The sequence below is a fragment of the Streptomyces sp. CC208A genome (assembly GCF_030010625.1).
Classification (GTDB): Bacteria; Actinomycetota; Actinomycetes; order Streptomycetales; family Streptomycetaceae; genus Streptomyces.
The window spans coordinates 50895-68704 of sequence record NZ_JASCXN010000015.1 but is presented as its reverse complement, the minus strand read 5'-3'; the positions used below and the strand labels follow the sequence as shown (position 1 = coordinate 68704).

The 17810-nt window shown below is 70.4% G+C and carries 15 protein-coding genes; 8 read left to right on the top strand and 7 right to left on the bottom strand.

What is annotated here, in order from left to right:
* Positions 1 to 104: 104 nt before the first annotated feature.
* The 3 genes from QK442_RS18170 to QK442_RS18160 form a co-directional block, all read right to left on the bottom strand.
* Positions 105 to 1364 (bottom strand): MFS transporter, encoded by a 1260-nt coding sequence (locus QK442_RS18170; RefSeq protein WP_282695002.1) that lies wholly within the window; start codon positions 1362 to 1364, stop codon positions 105 to 107.
* Positions 1365 to 1448: 84 nt separating this feature from the next.
* Positions 1449 to 2531 (bottom strand): inositol-3-phosphate synthase, encoded by a 1083-nt coding sequence (locus QK442_RS18165; protein ID WP_282695001.1) that lies wholly within the window; start codon positions 2529 to 2531, stop codon positions 1449 to 1451.
* Positions 2532 to 2578: 47 nt separating this feature from the next.
* Positions 2579 to 3250 (bottom strand): PadR family transcriptional regulator, encoded by a 672-nt coding sequence (locus QK442_RS18160; RefSeq protein WP_282695000.1) that lies wholly within the window; start codon positions 3248 to 3250, stop codon positions 2579 to 2581.
* A 414-nt stretch (positions 3251 to 3664) separates the two neighbouring features.
* Between QK442_RS18160 and QK442_RS18155 the strand changes: the two genes are divergently transcribed.
* Together QK442_RS18155 and QK442_RS18150 are read left to right on the top strand one after the other, a co-directional pair.
* Positions 3665 to 6520: a transglycosylase domain-containing protein gene (locus QK442_RS18155; RefSeq protein WP_282694999.1), complete on the top strand. Its 2856-nt coding sequence runs from the start codon at positions 3665 to 3667 to the stop codon at positions 6518 to 6520.
* 170 nt (positions 6521 to 6690) lie between these two features.
* A complete protein-coding gene (locus QK442_RS18150; protein ID WP_282694998.1) occupies positions 6691 to 8244 on the top strand; it encodes a glycosyltransferase 87 family protein in 1554 nt (517 codons plus the stop codon).
* A gap of 26 nt (positions 8245 to 8270) precedes the next feature.
* Here QK442_RS18150 and QK442_RS18145 read toward each other — a convergent pair whose 3' ends face one another.
* The 3 genes from QK442_RS18145 to QK442_RS18135 all read right to left on the bottom strand — a co-directional run bounded on the left by QK442_RS18145 (position 8271) and on the right by QK442_RS18135 (position 10984).
* Positions 8271 to 9302 (bottom strand): alanine racemase, encoded by a 1032-nt coding sequence (locus QK442_RS18145; RefSeq protein WP_282694997.1) that lies wholly within the window; start codon positions 9300 to 9302, stop codon positions 8271 to 8273.
* An 83-nt stretch (positions 9303 to 9385) separates the two neighbouring features.
* Complete coding sequence (locus tag QK442_RS18140; protein WP_282694996.1) at positions 9386 to 10504, bottom strand: peptidoglycan bridge formation glycyltransferase FemA/FemB family protein; 1119 nt, start codon at positions 10502 to 10504, stop codon at positions 9386 to 9388.
* A gap of 165 nt (positions 10505 to 10669) precedes the next feature.
* Positions 10670 to 10984, bottom strand: coding sequence for a hypothetical protein (locus QK442_RS18135; protein ID WP_282694995.1), 315 nt, complete (start codon positions 10982 to 10984; stop codon positions 10670 to 10672).
* A gap of 283 nt (positions 10985 to 11267) precedes the next feature.
* On the opposite strand from QK442_RS18135, the gene rpsF reads away from it, so the two are divergent.
* The 4 genes from rpsF (at position 11268) to rplI (ending at position 12974) form a co-directional block, all read left to right on the top strand.
* Positions 11268 to 11558, top strand: coding sequence for a 30S ribosomal protein S6 (gene rpsF / locus QK442_RS18130; protein WP_004950685.1), 291 nt, complete (start codon positions 11268 to 11270; stop codon positions 11556 to 11558).
* 72 nt (positions 11559 to 11630) lie between these two features.
* Positions 11631 to 12215, top strand: coding sequence for a single-stranded DNA-binding protein (locus tag QK442_RS18125; RefSeq protein WP_282694994.1), 585 nt, complete (start codon positions 11631 to 11633; stop codon positions 12213 to 12215).
* Positions 12216 to 12272: 57 nt separating this feature from the next.
* A complete protein-coding gene (gene rpsR, locus QK442_RS18120) occupies positions 12273 to 12509 on the top strand; it encodes a 30S ribosomal protein S18 (protein ID WP_005315025.1) in 237 nt (78 codons plus the stop codon).
* A gap of 18 nt (positions 12510 to 12527) precedes the next feature.
* Complete coding sequence (gene rplI, locus QK442_RS18115; protein ID WP_282694993.1) at positions 12528 to 12974, top strand: 50S ribosomal protein L9; 447 nt, start codon at positions 12528 to 12530, stop codon at positions 12972 to 12974.
* A 111-nt stretch (positions 12975 to 13085) separates the two neighbouring features.
* On the opposite strand, the gene QK442_RS18110 is transcribed toward rplI, so the two are convergent.
* Positions 13086 to 14423: an MATE family efflux transporter gene (locus QK442_RS18110; protein WP_282694992.1), complete on the bottom strand. Its 1338-nt coding sequence runs from the start codon at positions 14421 to 14423 to the stop codon at positions 13086 to 13088.
* 441 nt (positions 14424 to 14864) lie between these two features.
* Here QK442_RS18110 and dnaB point away from each other — a divergent pair, with 441 nt between their 5' ends.
* The gene (gene dnaB, locus QK442_RS18105; RefSeq protein WP_282695075.1) at positions 14865 to 16340 is read left to right on the top strand and encodes a replicative DNA helicase; all 1476 of its coding nucleotides are present in this window, start codon (positions 14865 to 14867) and stop codon (positions 16338 to 16340) included.
* Positions 16341 to 16376: 36 nt separating this feature from the next.
* A complete protein-coding gene (locus QK442_RS18100) occupies positions 16377 to 17759 on the top strand; it encodes a serine hydrolase domain-containing protein (protein WP_282694991.1) in 1383 nt (460 codons plus the stop codon).
* Positions 17760 to 17810 lie beyond the last annotated feature (51 nt).

Genomic DNA, 17810 nt, shown 5'->3' with positions numbered 1-17810 from the left:
CCTGAAGCAGAGCCCATGAGCCCAGGAACCCATGAGCTTGTGAACCTATGAGCTTGTGAACCTATGAGCCCAGGAACCCATGAGCTCGTGTTTCACGTGAAACATCACCCCCCTGAGCGCCCTCCTCGCAGCAGCAGGGCGATGCCCGCGTACCCGGCCGCGACCAGTACGACCAGCAGCGGGGAGCGGCCGTCGGGCGGCAGCATCAGCGCGGCGACCCCGGCCGCCGCCACGAAGGCGACGTTGAACAGCACGTCGTAGAGGGAGAAGACCCGGCCGCGGTAGGCGTCGTCCACGTGGGTCTGCACGACGGTGTCGGTGGCGATCTTCGCGCCTTGAGTGATGAGTCCGAGGACGAAGGCGGCGACGAGGAAGGGCCCGGGCGCGAAGGGCAGGGCGAGCGCCGGGACGAGGACGGCCGCCGCGGCCGAGCACAGGATCATCCAGCCGAAGGGCCCGAACCGGCCCACTCCCCAGGGCGAGAGGACGGCGGCGGCGAAGAAGCCGGCGCCCGAGGCGGCGACGGCGATCCCCAGGAGCCCCAGCCCCTCGGATTCGGTGGAGCTCCAGGTGTACCGGGAGAGCATGAGCACGGTCACGAGCAGGGCGCCGTAGCAGAAGCGCATCAGCCCGACGGCGGTGAGCGCTCGTGCGGCCGGCCGGCGTTCGGAGAGGTGGCGCAGTCCGGCGGCGAGCCCCCGGGCGGTGGAGGCGAGCGCGGTGGAGAGCCGGGGCGTCACCTGGTCCGGGTCGGGGCCGAGCAGCGTACGGGCGATCCGGAGCGAGGCGAGCGCGGCGCACAGATAGAGGACGGCGCCGAAGGCGACCACGGCCGCGTCGGAGCCGTCGGCGAGCAGCCGGACGCCGAAGGCGAGTCCGCCGCCGACGGTGGCGGCGAGGGTGCCGGCGGTGGGAGAGAGCGAGTTGGCCACGACGAGCCGTTCCTCGTCGACGACCCGGGGCAGGGCGGCGGAGAGCCCCGCGAGGACGAAGCGGTTGACGGCCGTGACGGAGAGGGCGGAGCCGTAGAAGAGCCAGTCCGGGACGGAGACGAGGACGAGCACGGCCGTCACGCCGGCGAACAGGGCGCGGAGCAGGTTCCCGTAGAGGAAGACCTGGCGGCGCTGCCAGCGGTCCAGGAGGACGCCGGCGAAGGGGCCGATGACGGAGTACGGGAGCAGGAGCACGGCCATGGCGGAGGCGATGGCCGCGGGGGAGGTCTGTTTCTCGGGGGAGAAGACGACGTACGTGGCCAGGGCGACCTGGTAGACCCCGTCGGCGCACTGGGAGAGCAGCCGGACGGTGAGCAGGCGCCGGAAGTCGCGCAGGCGCAGCAGTACGCGCAGATCACGTACGACGGACATGGCAGCAAGACTCACATACGGCGAGGGTCCCCGGGCAGTGCCGCGGGGACCCTCGTCAGGTGGAACGTCTCAGACCTCGGGAGGTCAGCGCTCGACCTCGCCCTTGATGAACTTCTCGACGTTGGCGCGGGCCTCGTCGTCGAAGTACTGGACCGGCGGGGACTTCATGAAGTAGCTCGACGCGGAGAGGATCGGGCCGCCGATGCCGCGGTCCTTGGCGATCTTCGCGGCGCGCAGGGCGTCGATGATGACACCCGCGGAGTTCGGGGAGTCCCAGACCTCGAGCTTGTACTCCAGGTTCAGCGGGACGTCACCGAAGGCGCGGCCCTCAAGGCGGACGTAGGCCCACTTGCGGTCGTCGAGCCACGCGACGTAGTCGGACGGGCCGATGTGGACGTTCTTCTCGCCGAGGTCCCGGTCGGGGATCTGGGAGGTGACGGCCTGCGTCTTGGAGATCTTCTTGGACTCCAGGCGCTCGCGCTCGAGCATGTTCTTGAAGTCCATGTTGCCGCCGACGTTCAGCTGCATCGTGCGGTCGAGGATGACACCGCGGTCCTCGAAGAGCTTGGCCATCACGCGGTGGGTGATGGTCGCGCCGACCTGGGACTTGATGTCGTCGCCGACGATCGGGACACCGGCCTCGGTGAACTTGTCCGCCCACTCCTTGGTGCCGGCGATGAAGACCGGGAGGGCGTTGACGAAGGCGACCTTGGCGTCGATGGCGCACTGGGCGTAGAACTTCGCCGCGTCCTCGGAGCCGACGGGCAGGTAGCAGACGAGGACGTCGACCTGCTTGTCCTTGAGGACCTGGACGACGTCGACCGGGGCCTCGGCGGACTCCTCGATGGTCTCGCGGTAGTACTTGCCGAGGCCGTCGAGGGTGTGGCCGCGCTGGACGGTGACGCCGGAGGCGGGCACGTCGCAGATCTTGATGGTGTTGTTCTCGCTGGCGCCGATGGCGTCCGCGAGGTCGAGGCCGACCTTCTTCGCGTCGACGTCGAAGGCGGCGACGAACTCCACGTCACGGACGTGGTAGTCGCCGAACTGGACGTGCATCAGGCCGGGCACCTTGGACGCCGGGTCGGCGTCCTTGTAGTACTCGACGCCCTGCACCAGCGACGCGGCGCAGTTGCCCACGCCGACGATGGCTACGCGAACCGAACCCATTCCGGTTGCTCCCTGTGTGATCGTGGAAGCCCTGCTGGCGCAGGGTTTCACTTGGCGGTGTCGTCGGACGGATCCGGCCGGGTACTGCCCCCGTGCCGGGGCAGGCCGCCCGTCTCTCCAGAATCGTTGTCGTGCGGAGCGTCGGGGGAGCGCTGGTCGCGTCCCGCCCGTTCGCTCTCGATGAGCTCGTTCAGCCAGCGCACTTCGCGCTCCACGGACTCCATTCCGTGGCGCTGGAGCTCAAGCGTGTAGTCGTCGAGCCGTTCGCGCGTCCGGGCCAGCGAGGCGCGCATCTTCTCCAGGCGCTCCTCCAGCCGGCTGCGGCGGCCTTCCAGGACCCGCATCCGCACCTCGCGCTCGGTCTGGCCGAAGAACGCGAAGCGGGCGGCGAAGTGCTCGTCCTCCCAGGCATCGGGACCGGTGTGGGAGAGGAGCTCCTCGAAGTGCTCCTTACCTTCCGCGGTCAGCCGGTAGACGATCTTGGCCCGGCGTCCCGCGAGCGAGGAGGCGAGCGCCTCCTCGGGGGCGCTGCCCGGTTCCTCGATCAACCAGCCGTTGGCGACCAGCGTCTTGAGGCAGGGGTAGAGCGTCCCGTAGCTGAACGCCCGGAAGATGCCGAGCGAGGTGTTGAGGCGCTTGCGCAGCTCGTAGCCGTGCATGGGGGCTTCGCGCAGCAGACCGAGAACGGCGAACTCGAGGATGCCGGAGCGTCTGCTCATGCGTCGCCTCCTCCGTCCCTGGTCCTGTTCCCGGAAACCTTGTACCGCGGTCTCGTACGGCCTCGGGCAGCTTTATGCCGTCCCGATGTATCGGCTCGATACATCCCGACGATAGAACGGCCCGAGAGGTCGGACAAGTCGGGGTGCCGTGACCGGCGTCACATCGTCAATTCACAGTGTTCGAGTTGCCTGTTTTGGGGTGAACTCCGGTGCAAGAGGGGTTTTGGCCGTGCGTAGTCTGTGCGGCATGCACACCACCGGGAACCAGGAGCCGCGCTGGGGCGTCAGTGCAGCGGGTGACCGGCTGCGGTACGGAAGGGGCCTTCGATGGGCTCCGGCCGTACGCATTTCGGGGGGACCGGAACTCAACTGCCGCTTCCAGGCGCACGCGCCTGCCCGAGGAGTAGTCGTTCGATGAGCGAGCACCGTCGCAGGATGCCGTCGCAGGAGCCGCCGACGGGCGGCCGTGCGGCGGCACGACGCGCCGCCCAGCAGCCGACGGGCCGCCGGGCGGCCCCGGCCCATGACCCCGGTACGGGGACTCCTCCGTACGGATCGCCGACCCCCTACGGGTCCTCCGGTTCGTACGGGTCATCGTCCTCCCACGGGGAGGAGGCGCGCCCGTACGGCGGCCGCGCGGAGGCCCGGCGCGCCGCCCAGCGGGGCGGCCGCCGACGCGCGCCCGCGGGCGGCCCCGGCGGACCGAACGGCCCCGGCGGCGGTGGCCGCCGCGGAGGCGGTGGCGGCGGTGGCGGACGCGGCGGCGGCCCGGGCGGCCGTCCGCCGGGCAAGAAGCGGCTGATCGACTACCCGCGCCACGACAAGTACGGCTGGCGCCGCTGGATGCCGTCCTGGAAGCTCGTCACGGGTACGTTCCTGTTCTTCTTCGCGCTGCTCATGGGCGGCTCCGTCGTCGCGTACTCGAAGGTGGGCATCCCCGAGGTGGATGCGACCGCGACCTCCCAGAACAACATCTACTACTGGGCCGACGGCAGCCGCATGGTCGCCACCGGCGCCGGCCAGAACCGCCAGATCATCGGCATCGACCAGATCCCGATGGTCATGCAGGAGGCCGTGATCTCGGCCGAGAACAAGACCTTCCGCACGGACTGGGGCGTCGACCCGATGGGCATCGGCCGCGCCGTCTGGAACATGGCGAAAGGCGGCCAGACCCAGGGCGGCTCGACCATCACCCAGCAGTACGTGAAGAACGGCCTGCTCAACGACCAGTCGCAGACCCTCTCCCGGAAGGTGAAGGAACTCTTCATCTCCATCAAGGTCGGCAACGAGGTCGAGAAGCCCGAGATCCTGGCCGGCTACCTCAACACCGCGTACTACGGCCGCAACGCCTACGGCATCCAGGCCGCCGCCCGCGCGTACTTCGACAAGGACGCCAAGGACCTCAACGCCTCCGAGTCGGCGGTCCTCGCCTCCGTGCTCAAGGGCGCCACGTACTTCGACCCGGCCGGCTACCCCGAGGTCGACCCCAACGCCACCCCCCAGAACAACCTGGAGCGGCTCACCAAGCGCTGGTCCTGGATCCTCGACGAGATGGTCAAGGACGGGAAGATCTCGGCGGAGGAGCGGGCGAAGTACACGGCCCTGCCGAAGATCAGGGCGCCGAAGGCGGACGCGAAGCTGGGCGGCCAGATCGGCTACCTGGTCGCCACCGCGAAGGCCAACTTCCGCAGCAAGTACGACATCAGCGAAGAGGCCCTGAACCTGGGCGGATACGAGATCCACACCACCTTCGACAAGAAGAAGGTGGAGGCCATGCAGGACTCGGTCAAGAAGATCTACGACGAGTACATCGACGAGAAGAAGCGCCCGGAGACGGACACCCACGTCCAGTTCGGCGGCGCCTCCGTCGACGTCAAGACCGGGAAGATCGTGGCCCTCTACGGCGGCCAGGACGCGACCAAGCACTACACCAACAACGCCGACACCACCGGCGCCCAGGTCGGCTCGACCTTCAAGCCCTTCGTGCTCGCCGCCGCGATGAAGGACGGTGTCCGCGACCCGGAGAAGCCGGCGACGCAGGACGCCTCCACGCGCACCCTCGTCGACCCCGACAAGAGCCGCTACAGCGGCAAGGACAACCTCAAGATCCGCAAGTACAACGGCGAGATCTGGCACGACGAGAACGGCAAGGAGTGGCTGCAGAACAACGAGGGCGACACCAGCTACGGCCAGATGAGCCTGCGCCAGGCCATGGTCGTCTCCGCCAACTCCCCCTTCGTGCAGCTGGGCATGGACATCGGCATCGACAAGGTGCGCCAGGCGGCCATCGACGCGGGTCTGCGGCCCGACTCCCTGGTGCAGGAGGACACCCCGACCTTCTCCCTCGGCATCTCCAGCCCGAGCGCGATCCGCATGGCCGGCTCCTACGCCACCTTCGCCAACCAGGGCATGCGCAACGAGCCGTACTCGGTGACCAAGGTCCTCAAGAGCGGCCAGGTCATCTACGAGCACAAGGAAGGGGCCCAGCAGGCCTTCTCCACGGCCGTCGCCTCCAACGTCACCGACGTGCTCCGCAGCGTCGTCGAGGACAAGAAGGGCACCGGCCGCAAGGCCGCCATCCCGGGCCGCCAGGTGGCCGGCAAGACCGGTACCACCGACGACAACATGTCGGCCTGGTTCGTCGGCTACACCCCGCAGCTGTCGACCGCGATCGACATGTACCGCTTCGACGACGACGAGACGAAGAAGGACCGCAAGTTCGAGTCGATGTACGGCACGGGCGGCCAGAAGACGATCCACGGTTCGTCCTTCCCGTCCCGCATCTGGAACGACTACATGACCGACGCGGTCGCGGACCTGCCCGCCGAGGACTTCCCCGAGCCGGAGAAGCTGGCGGACGCCCGGGCGGTCTACGGCGGTGGCGCCACGCCCACCCCGACGGCCACCGAGACCCCGACCGAGTCGCCGACCCCGACCGAGACGCCCACCACCACCGAGCCGACGACGACTCCCCCGACGACGCCCACCAACCCGGGCCGTCCGACCACCAAGGAGCCGAAGCCCGGCAAGACCACCTGCGGCGTCTGGGACTGGAACTGCGACACCACCACCACGGGCGGGGGTGACTCCGGCGGCGGCACCGACGGTGGGGCCACCGGTCCGACGCCGACGGACACCACGGAGCCGACGCCGACGGACACGACGACGACGGACCCCGGCGGCGGCAACGGGAACGGCGGCAACGGGAACGGCGGTGGCGGCGGCGAGGAGCCGACCGACGGAACCACCGGAGGATCGCTCTTCGGCTGACCCGGGTCGCACTCAAGCCGACCCGGGCCGACCCGGCCGACCGAGGGCCGTCGCGCCCGCTTCGTACGAACACGTACGGGGCGGGCGCGACGGCCCTCCCGCGTTCCCAGGACCGGATTCCCGCCCCGCTCGCGGCCGGATTCCCAGGGGCGTACGGCAGGATGTCCCCCATGCCGAGCCTGAAGAAGACGAGCGGCCCCCTGGACGGGCCCGCGCCGCCGGACGGAGCGCGCGAGGGCAGGCCGCCCGTCGCCCCCACCCGGCGGGACGAGGTGGCCGCCGCGGGCAGCGAGCTCATCGGCGGCCGCTACGGGCGCCACGCCCTGCCCGGCAGCGGGCCCGCCGGCGGGCAGTTCACCCCGGTGCGGGTGGTCGCCCTCGTGGCCATCGGCATGTTCGCCCTCGGCATGGTGCAGAAACTCCCCTGCTACAACTGGGCCTGGTTCCGCGGCACCACCTCCCAGTACACGCACGCCTGCTACTCGGACATCCCGCACCTCTTCGCCGGACGCGGCTTCGCCGACGGCCTGGTGCCGTACTTCGACCGGATCCCCGGCGACCTGCCGTTCCTGGAGTACCCCGTCCTGACGGGGCTCTTCATGGAGGTCGCGTCCTGGCTGACACCCGGCGGCGAGCTCCAGGCCCGCGAGCAGGCGTACTGGCTGATCAACGCCGGCCTGCTGATGGTCTGCGCGGCCGTCCTCGCCGTCTGTGTGGCCCGGACCCACCGCGACCGCCCCTGGGACGGTCTGCTCGTCGCCCTGGCGCCCTCCCTGGCGCTGACCGCCACCATCAACTGGGACCTGCTGGCCGTGGCCCTCACCGCCGCGGCGCTCCTGATGTGGGCCCGCTCCCGGCCGCTCGCCGCCGGCGTCCTGCTCGGCCTCGCCGTCGCCGCCAAGTTCTACCCGCTGCTGCTCCTGTGGCCGCTGCTGCTGCTCTCCTGGCGGGCCGGGAAGTGGCGCGCGTTCGGCACGGCGCTGCTGGGCGCGGCGGGCTCCTGGCTGGTGGTGAACCTGCCGGTGATGCTCCTCGCGACCGACGGCTGGAAGCAGTTCTACGTGTTCAGCCGCGCCCGGAACGTGGACTTCGGCTCGGTCTGGCTGATCGTCAGCCAGCGAAGCGGCCAGACGATCCCGCCCGAGCGGGCCAATCTGTACGCGGTGCTGCTCCTGGCGCTGGCCGCGGGCGGGATCGGCTGGCTGGCGTTCACCGCGCCCCGCCGGCCCCGCCTCGCCCAGCTGGCGTTCCTGACGGTCGCCGCGTTCGTCCTCGTCAACAAGGTCTACTCGCCGCAGTACGTGCTCTGGCTGGTGCCGCTCGCCGTGCTCGCCCGGCCGCGCTGGCGGGACTTCCTGATCTGGCAGTCCTGCGAGGTCCTGTACTACCTCGGCATCTGGATGTACCTCGCCTTCACCGGCAGCGGCAACAAGCAGGGCCTGCCGCTGGACGGCTACCACTTCGCGATCGTGCTGCACCTGCTGGGCACGCTGTACCTGTGCGCCATGGTCGTACGGGACGTCCTGGCGCCCGAGAAGGACCCGGTGCGGCGGGGAGGCGGCTCCGACGACCCCTCGGGGGGCGTCCTGGACGGCGCCCCGGACGTCTTCGTGGCGGGCAGGGCCGCCCGGCCGGCCCGGCACGCGGCCCCCGCGGCCGAGTCCGGCGGGCCGGAGACGCCGGTGACATGGGGAACCCCCGGGGCCGAGGGCTCCCGGGGGTGACCGCGGAGGGGTGACGTACGGCCGGCTCAGCGCTCGACGAGCCGGTCGTACTGCGTCGTGGTGTGCCGCAGGTGCGCCACCAGCTCGTCGCCGACCTGCGGCTCCTGCGCGTCGGCGGGCACGAAGAGGATCGACACCTGCATGTGCGGCGGCTCGGCGAACCAGCGCTGCTTGCCCGCCCAGACGAACGGCGACAGGTTCCGGTTGACCGTGGCCAGACCGGCCCGGGCCACGCCCTTGGCGCGCGGCATCACGCCGTGCATCGCCTTCGGGGCCTCCAGGCCCACGCCGTGCGAGGTGCCGCCCGCGACCACGACCAGCCAGCCGTCCGACGCGGCCTTCTGCTGGCGGTAGCCGAAGCGGTCGCCCTTGGCGACCCGGGTGACGTCCAGGACCGAGCCGCGGTACTCGGTGGCCTCGTGGTCGCCCAGCCACAGCCGGGTGCCGATCCGGGCGCGGAACCGGGTCTGCGGGAACTGCTGCTGGAGCCGGGCCTGCTCCTCGGCCCGCAGGTGGCTCACGAACATGGTGTGGAGCGGCAGCCGGGCGGCGCGCAGCCGGTCCATCCAGGCGATGACCTCCTCGACGGCGTCCGTGCCGTCCGGGCGGTCGAGCGGCAGGTGCAGGGCGAAGCCCTCCAGGCGGACGTCCTCGATCGCGGCGGGGAGCAGCCCGAGCTCGTCCTCGCGGACGCCGTGCCGCTTCATCGAGCTCATGACCTCGATGACGACCCGGGCGCCGACCAGGGCGTGCACGCCGTCCACGGAGGAGACGGAACGGACCACCCGGTCGGGCAGCGGCACCGGCTCCTCGCCGCGCCGGAACGGGGTGAGGACCAGCAGGTCGCCGCCGAACCAGTCCTTGATCTTCGCGGCCTCGTACGTGGTCCCCACCGCGAGCATGTCGGCGCCGAACCGGGCCGCCTCCTCGGCGAGCCGCTCGTGCCCGAAGCCGTAGCCGTTGCCCTTGCAGACCGGGATCAGACCGGGAAACTGGTCGATCACGGTCTTCTGGTGCGCCCGCCAGCGAGCGGTGTCGACGTAGAGGGAGAGCGCCATGGCCGGCCCGGACCTTTCTGGTGGTTGCTGTGAGACGCGCGTACGGGACGCGTGTGCGAGACGTGTACGAGACTACGCAACCGTCAGCGGCGCGACATGTAGATGTCCAGCGCCTTGTGCAGGAGCTTGTTCAGCGGGAAGTCCCATTCGCCGACGTACTCCACGGCCTCGCCGCCCGTGCCGACCTTGAACTGGATCAGGCCGAAGAGGTGGTCGGTCTCGTCGAGCGAGTCGGAGATGCCGCGCAGGTCGTAGACGGTCGCGCCCATCGCGTACGCGTCGCGGAGCATCCGCCACTGCATGGCGTTGGACGGCCGGACCTCGCGGCCGATGTTGTCGGAGGCGCCGTACGAGTACCAGACGTGGCCGCCGACGACGAGCATGGTCGCCGCGGAGAGGTTCACGCCGTTGTGGCGGGCGAAGTACAGGCGCATCCGGTTGGGGTCCTCGTTGTTGAGGACGGTCCACATGCGCTGGAAGTACGAGAGCGGGCGCGGCCGGAACTTGTCGCGGACGGCGGTGATCTCGTACAGGCGCTGCCACTCGGCGAGGTCCTCGTAACCGCCCTGGACGACCTCGACGCCGGCCTTCTCGGCCTTCTTGATGTTGCGGCGCCACAGCTGGTTGAAGCCCTTGAGGACGTCGTCGAGGGAGCGGTTGGCGAGCGGGACCTGGAAGACGTAGCGGGGCTGCACGTCGCCGAAGCCGGCACCGCCGTCCTCGCCCTGCTGCCAGCCCATCCGGCGCAGCCGGTCGGCGACCTCGAAGGCGCGCGGCTCGACGTGGGTGGCCTGGACGTCCTTGAGGCGCTTGACGTCCGGGTCCTGGATGCCGGACTTGATCGCGGCCGCGTCCCAGCGGCGGATGACGACCGGCGGGCCCATCTTCACCGAGAAGGCGCCCTGCTGCTTGAGGTGGGCCAGCATCGGCTGGAGCCACTCGTCGAGGTTGGGGGCGTACCAGTTGATGACCGGGCCCTCGGGGAGGTAGGCGAGGTAGCGCTTGAGCTTGGGGAGCTGCCGGTAGAGGACCAGACCGACGCCGACGAGCTCGCCGTTCTTGTCGAACCAGCCCAGGTTCTCCGACCGCCACTCGGTCTTCACGTCAGCCCACGCCGGGACCTGGCAGTGGCTCGCGCCGGGCAGGGTCTGGATGTACGCCAGATGCTGCTCTCGGCTGATGGTCCTCAGGGTCAGGCTCATGCGGGGCGCTCCTCGGCAGGTGTGTCCCCATCGGTCAGGGGCTCCGGCTCTCGCGCCGAAGCCTACTGTGGCCGGGGAGCGCCCCGAAGGGCCGCTGGGTCCCTGACGTGCCAGGCGTCAGCTGATCGGGGTGCTCGATGTCAGCTGATCGCGCCGTGCCCGGGGTCAGCTGATCACGCCGCCGAAGAGCCCTCCGTGGGCCATGCCGAGGTAGAAGCCCACGCCCGCGGCGCCGAGGCCGATGATCAGGAAGAAGCGTTCGCGGGTGGTGACGGAGATGAACTGTCCGTAGGCACCGGTCAGGATGCCGATCAGGCCCGACCACGAGCTGAGCAGGTGCAGGCTGTGGAACTGCGCCGTGACGAAGGACAGGATGCCGAGGACCAGCGTCAGGGCGAGCAGGGTGTCCTGGAGCGGGTGGGGCTTGCCGTCCGTCGAGAAGAGGGAGTGGCCGGGATCGGGTCGCATTGCCTGTGCCATGGGGCACCTCCTGGCGTGCCGTGCGGAGGGCGGCGCATCTTAGCGCCGCCGACGTCCGTTGTGTACAGATTGCGTCCCCTCCCCGCCGGATTTCAACCGCAAGGCGATGGGCGGGTACTCTGTACGGTCTGCGCCGGTGTCTGCCCTGGTTCTGCCAGGAGCCGCCGATCCGCCCCGCTCGCCGGGCCGGTTGTCGGTGGTGGCCGATACCGTCGCTCACGCATCACGACCCTCCTGCCACGGAACGACCGTGGCCGCTGAGTCCAAAGGAGGTGGGTTCCACATGCGTCACTACGAGGTGATGGTCATCCTCGACCCCGATCTCGAGGAGCGCGCTGTCTCCCCGCTGATCGAGAACTTCCTCTCCGTCGTCCGTGAGGGCAACGGAAAGGTCGAGAAGGTCGACACCTGGGGCCGTCGTCGTCTCGCCTACGAGATCAAGAAGAAGCCCGAGGGCATCTACTCGGTCATCGACCTGCAGGCCGAGCCTGCGGTCGTCAAGGAGCTCGACCGCCAGATGAACCTGAACGAGTCGGTCCTCCGGACCAAGGTCCTCCGTCCCGAGACCCACTGAGCTCCGGCTCAGCGGTAATCGGGTCCGAGTAGCAGCAAGCAGCCAGAAGCAATCCCGCCGAGAGGTTCACCCATGGCAGGCGAGACCGTCATCACGGTCGTCGGCAATCTCGTCGACGACCCCGAGCTGCGCTTCACCCCGTCCGGTGCGGCGGTCGCGAAGTTCCGCGTCGCGTCCACTCCCCGCACCTTCGACCGTCAGACCAACGAGTGGAAGGACGGCGAGAGCCTCTTCCTGACCTGCTCGGTCTGGCGTCAGGCGGCGGAGAACGTCGCCGAGTCCCTCCAGCGCGGCATGCGCGTCGTCGTGCAGGGCCGGCTGAAGCAGCGGTCCTACGAGGACAACCAGGGCGTCAAGCGCACGGTCTTCGAGCTGGACGTCGAGGAAGTCGGCCCCAGCCTGCGCAATGCCACGGCCAAGGTCACCAAGACCACCGGCCGCGGTGGCCAGGGTGGCGGCGGTGGATTCGGCGGCGGCCAGCAGGGTGGCGGCGGCTGGGGTGGCAACTCCGGCGGCGGCCAGCAGGGCGGCGGCGGAGCCTCCTCCGACGACCCCTGGGCGACCGGCGGCCCCTCCTCCGGCGGCCAGCAGGGCGGCGGAGGCGGCGGCTGGGGTGGCAACTCCGGCGGCGGCTACTCGGACGAGCCCCCCTTCTAGGGCCCGGCCCTCGAAGCAGCTCGTACCCCCACTTCTTGATCACACAGGAGAAACACCATGGCGAAGCCGCCTGTGCGCAAGCCTAAGAAGAAGGTCTGCGCGTTCTGCAAGGACAAGACCGCGTACGTGGACTACAAGGACACGAACATGCTGCGGAAGTTCATTTCCGACCGCGGCAAGATCCGTGCCCGCCGCGTGACCGGCAACTGCACGCAGCACCAGCGTGACGTCGCCACGGCCGTCAAGAACAGCCGTGAGATGGCGCTGCTGCCCTACACGTCCACCGCGCGATAAGGGAAGGGTGACCGACTAATGAAGATCATCCTCACCCAGGAAGTCTCCGGCCTCGGTGCGGCCGGCGACGTCGTCGAGGTCAAGGACGGCTACGCTCGCAACTACCTGGTCCCGCGCGGTTTCGCGATCCGCTGGACCAAGGGTGGCGAGAAGGACGTGGCGCAGATCCGCCGCGCCCGCAAGATCCACGAGATCGCGACCATCGAGCAGGCCAACGAGATCAAGGCCAAGCTCGAGGGCACGAAGGTGCGCCTGGCCGTTCGCTCCGGCGACGCCGGCCGTCTCTTCGGCTCCGTGACCCCGGCCGACATCGCCACGGCGATCAAGTCCGCCGGTGGCCCCGAGGTCGACAAGCGTCGTGTCGAGCTCGGCTCGCCGATCAAGACCCTGGGCTCGCACCAGGTGTCCGTGCGTCTGCACCCCGAGGTCGCCGCGAAGCTCGGCGTCGAGGTCGTCGCCGCGTAACGCTGCGCTCGGCAGAAGCCGGCAGAAGGGCCGCATCCCGTCAGGGATGCGGCCCTTCCGCTGTTTCACGTGAAACGGGGTGTTTCACGTGAAACAGCCCTCGTGGAACGGTCAGCGGGTGGCGCCCGTGACGATCCAGCGGCCGGAGCGCATCCGGAACCAGAGGGTGGCCATCCGGACCGTCATCATCAGCGTCATCGCCCACCAGAGCGCCGTCAGTCCGCCGCCGAGCGCCGGCACGAGCAGGGCGACGGGGGCGAAGACCGCCAGAGTGAGCAGCATCGCCCAGGCGAGGTAGGGGCCGTCGCCGGCGCCCATGAGAACGCCGTCGAGGACGAAGACGACCCCGGAGACCGGCTGGGAGAGGGCCACGACGAGCAGGGCCGGCAGCAGGGTGTCCTGGACGGCGGGATCGCCGGTGAAGAGCGGGATGAAGAGCGGGCGGGTCAGGACGAGCAACAGCCCGAGGACCACGCCGGAGACCACGCCCCACTGGACCATCCGGCGGCAGACCCGGCGGGCGCCCTCCGCGTCGTCGGCGCCGAGGTAGCGGCCGATGATGGCCTGCCCGGCGATGGCGATGGCGTCCAGGGCGAAGGCCATCAGGCTCCACAGGGAGAGGATGATCTGGTGGGCCGCGACCTCGGTGTCGCCGAGACGGGCGGCGACGGCGGTGGCGATCATCAGGACGGCGCGGAGCGAGAGCGTACGGACCAGGAGCGGGGCACCGGCCTGGGCGGAGGCCCGGATGCCGACCGCGTCGGGCCGCAGCGAGGCGCCGTGCCGCCGGGCGCCCCGGACGACCACGACGAGGTACGCGGCGGCCATGCCGCACTGGGCGATGACGGTGCCCCAGGCGGAGCCGGCGATGCCGAGCCCGGCGCCGTAGACCAGTACGAGGTTGAGGGCGCCGTTGGCCGCGAAGCCGCCGACGGCCACGTAGAGGGGGGTGCGGGTGTCCTGGAGGCCGCGCAGGACACCGGTGGCGGCCAGCACGATCAGCATCGCGGGGATGCCCAGGAGGGAGATCCGGAGGTACGTGGTGGCGTACGGGGCCGCGGTGTCGGAGGCGCCGAAGACCTGGACCAGCCAGGGGGCGGCGGGCAGGGTGACGGCGGCGACCGCGAGGCCGAGGAACAGGGCCAGCCAGATGCCGTCGATGCCCTGCCGGAGGGCGGCGGACGGATCACCGGCACCGACTCGCCGGGCGACGGCGGCGGTGGTGGCGTAGGCGAGGAAGACGAAGACGCTGACGGCGGTGGAGAGCAGGGCGCCGGCGATGGCGAGGCCCGCGAGCTGGGGGGTGCCGAGGTGCCCCACGATGGCGCTGTCGAGCATGAGGAAGAGCGGTTCGGCGACGAGGGCGCCGAAGGCCGGCAGGGCGAGCGAGAGGATCTCGCGGTCGTGTCGGCGCAGCGCGGCCTTGGAGCTCGTGGGGGCCTGGGTCATGAGCCCAATCTAATCGTCCACAGGTAAGAGATGCAATGCACTAGTGATCCTTACTTTTGGGGGGATCGGGGCTTCGGGTGTGGGCTGTTTGTTCTGATCGTGGCCCAGGGGGAAAACTTTTTCCCCCCCACAGCCGGTGGATGGGAAAAGAGCAGGTCAGAGGGGTGATGGGGTGGGGTCTATGAATTTGTCCACATGACTGTCCCCCGGTCCGTGCACAGGATCCGGTGGCTTATCCACAGCAATGGCGGCTTCACCCACAGAGCCTGTGGATAACCAGATTGGCGGATGCCCCGCGCGGGCCTACCGTGGACCGGCGCCCGACGCGCCAGAAGCGGACGCAAAGCCACTCTTTGATCAAGGCCGTGGCGTAAGAAGGAACGGCGCGGCGAGGTCCGCGGAGCGGACGGAAGAGGTGGCCTGGTGAGCGTTCCCGAGCCCATGGACGACCCCTGGGCCGACGGCGGACCGAGCGACCGACTGCCCGTCCGCACCCGGGGTGAGGGACGGGGCGAAGGCCGGGGACGCGGCCGCGGCCGCGAGGAACAGCACGAGCGCGGCAGCGACGGGCCCTGGGACGGCGGACTCTCCGGCTTCGAGCGGGTCCCCCCGCAGGACCTCGACGCCGAACAGTCCGTGCTCGGCGGCATGCTCCTCTCCAAGGACGCCATCGCCGACGTCGTGGAGATCATCAAGGGCCACGACTTCTACAAGCCCGCGCACGAGACCGTCTTCGGCGCGATCCTCGACCTGTACGCCAGGGGCGAGCCCGCCGACCCCATCACGGTCGGCGCCGAGCTCACCAAGCGCGGCGAGATCAACCGCGTCGGCGGCGCCTCCTACCTGCACACCCTCGTCCAGTCGGTGCCGACCGCGGCGAACGCCTCGTACTACGCGGAGATCGTCCACGAGCGGGCCGTGCTGCGCCGGCTCGTCGAGGCCGGCACCAAGATCACGCAGATGGGGTACGCGGCCGACGGCGACGTCGACGAGATCGTGAACTCGGCCCAGGCGGAGATCTACAAGGTCACCGAGCAGCGGACCACCGAGGACTACCTGCCGCTCGGCGACATCATGGAGGGCGCGCTCGACGAGATCGAGGCGATCGGCTCCCGCAGCGGCGAGATGACCGGTGTGCCCACCGGCTTCAGCGACCTCGACTCGCTCACCAACGGACTCCACCCCGGCCAGATGATCATCATCGCGGCCCGTCCCGCCATGGGTAAGTCGACCCTCGCCCTGGACTTCGCCCGGGCCGCGTCGATCAAGCACAACCTGCCCAGCGTCATCTTCTCCCTCGAAATGGGCCGCAACGAGATCGCGATGCGCCTGCTGTCGGCCGAGGCCCGGGTCGCCCTGCACCACATGCGCTCCGGCACGATGACCGACGAGGACTGGACCCGGCTCGCCCGACGGATGCCGGACGTCTCGCAGGCCCCGCTCTACATCGACGACTCCCCGAACCTGTCGATGATGGAGATCCGCGCCAAGTGCCGGCGCCTCAAGCAGCGCAACGGCCTCAAGCTCGTCATCATCGACTACCTCCAGCTGATGCAGTCCGGCGGCTCCAAGCGCGCCGAGAGCCGCCAGCAGGAGGTCTCCGACATGTCGCGAAACCTCAAGCTCCTCGCCAAGGAGCTGGAGCTCCCGGTGATCGCGCTCTCCCAGCTGAACCGTGGCCCCGAGCAGCGCACCGACAAGAAGCCGATGGTCTCCGACCTGCGTGAGTCCGGCTCGATCGAGCAGGACGCCGACATGGTCATCCTGCTCCACCGCGAGGACGCCTACGAGAAGGAGTCCCCGCGCGCCGGCGAGGCCGACATCATCGTCGGCAAGCACCGCAACGGCCCGACGGCCACCATCACCGTCGCCTTCCAGGGCCACTACTCGCGCTTCGTGGACATGGCACAGACCTGATCGTGCCCGGGTGGGGAGGCACGGCATGATCAGGTCATGACCTCAGCCTTCGAAGCCCTGCTGCCCGCCACCGAGCGTTCCCTGCTGCATCGCGTGGCCCGCGCCCAGAGCGAGGGCCGCGCGCCCTCGTTCGTGGGGGCCGTCGCCCGTGGGGGCGCGATGGTCTGGAGCGGTGCCCGCGGCGGCGTCGACGGGTACGCCCCGGACGCCGACACGCAGTACCGGATCGGTTCGATCACCAAGGTGTTCACCGCCGTGCTCGTCCTGAGGCTGCGGGACGAGGGGCTGATCGGTCTCGACGATCCGCTGGAGAAGCACCTCCCCGGCACGGGGGTGGGCGAGGTGACCGTCGCCCAGCTGCTCGGCCACACGGCGGGGCTCGCCGCCGAGACCCCGTCGCCCTGGTGGGAGCGGACGCCGGGGGCGTCGCGGCCCGAGCTTGCGGACGTCCTGGGGGAGACGCCCGTGCTCCACCCGTCCGGTCGGAGCTTCCACTACTCCAACCCCGGTTACACCCTGCTCGGCTCGCTGGTCGAGGCGGTGCGCGGGGTCTCCTGGGAGGAGGCGCTGCGCACCGAGATCCTGGAGCCGCTGGGCCTGGACCGTACGACGGTGGAGCCGGTGGCCCCGCACGCCGGGGGCTGGGCGGTGCACCCCTGGGCCGACGTCCTGCTGCCCGAGCCCTCCGAGGACCTGGGGGTGATGGCCCCGGCCGGGCAGCTGTGGTCGACGGCCGCCGACCTCTGCCGGTTCGGCCTCTTCCTCGCGGAGGGCGACGACCGGGTGCTGAGCGCCGCGACCGTCGCCGAGATGCGGGTCCCGGCCGGGCCGACGGCCGTCGGGGACGAGCGGATGGGGTACGGCCTCGGGCTCCAGCTGGCGTACGGGGAGGGCGGCACGCTCATCGGGCACGGAGGCTCGCTGCCGGGCTTCGTCGCCGGTCTGTGGGTGGACGTCGAGGAGGGCGTGGCCGGTGTCGCCCTCGCCAACGCGACGAGCGGTCCGCAGACCGGGGCCGTGGCCGCCGAGCTCGTACGGATCGTGGCCGAGGCCGAGCCGCGGCTCCCCGAGCCGTGGCGGCCGCTGCCCGCGTCCGAGGTCGATCAGGATCTCGTGGCGCTGACCGGGCCCTGGTACTGGGGGACGTACTCCTACGGCCTGCGGCTCGGCGCGGAGCGGGGGCTTGTTCTGGAGCCGCTGCGGGGGCCCGGTCGCCGCGCCCGTTTCCGGGCCCTTCCCGGGGGCGGCTGGATCGGTCTCGACGGGTACTACGCGGGGGAGACGCTGCGGGTGGTGCGGCGGCCCGACGGCAGCGTCAGCCATCTCGACCTCGGCTCCTTCGTCTTCACCCGGGAGCCGTACGAGCCGGGGGACGCGGTCCCGGGCGGGGTGGACGAGGCGGGCTGGCGCGGGCTGTGAGCCGGCCCTGACCGGCAGCCTCGTGTCCTCATGCCCGTGTTTCACGTGAAA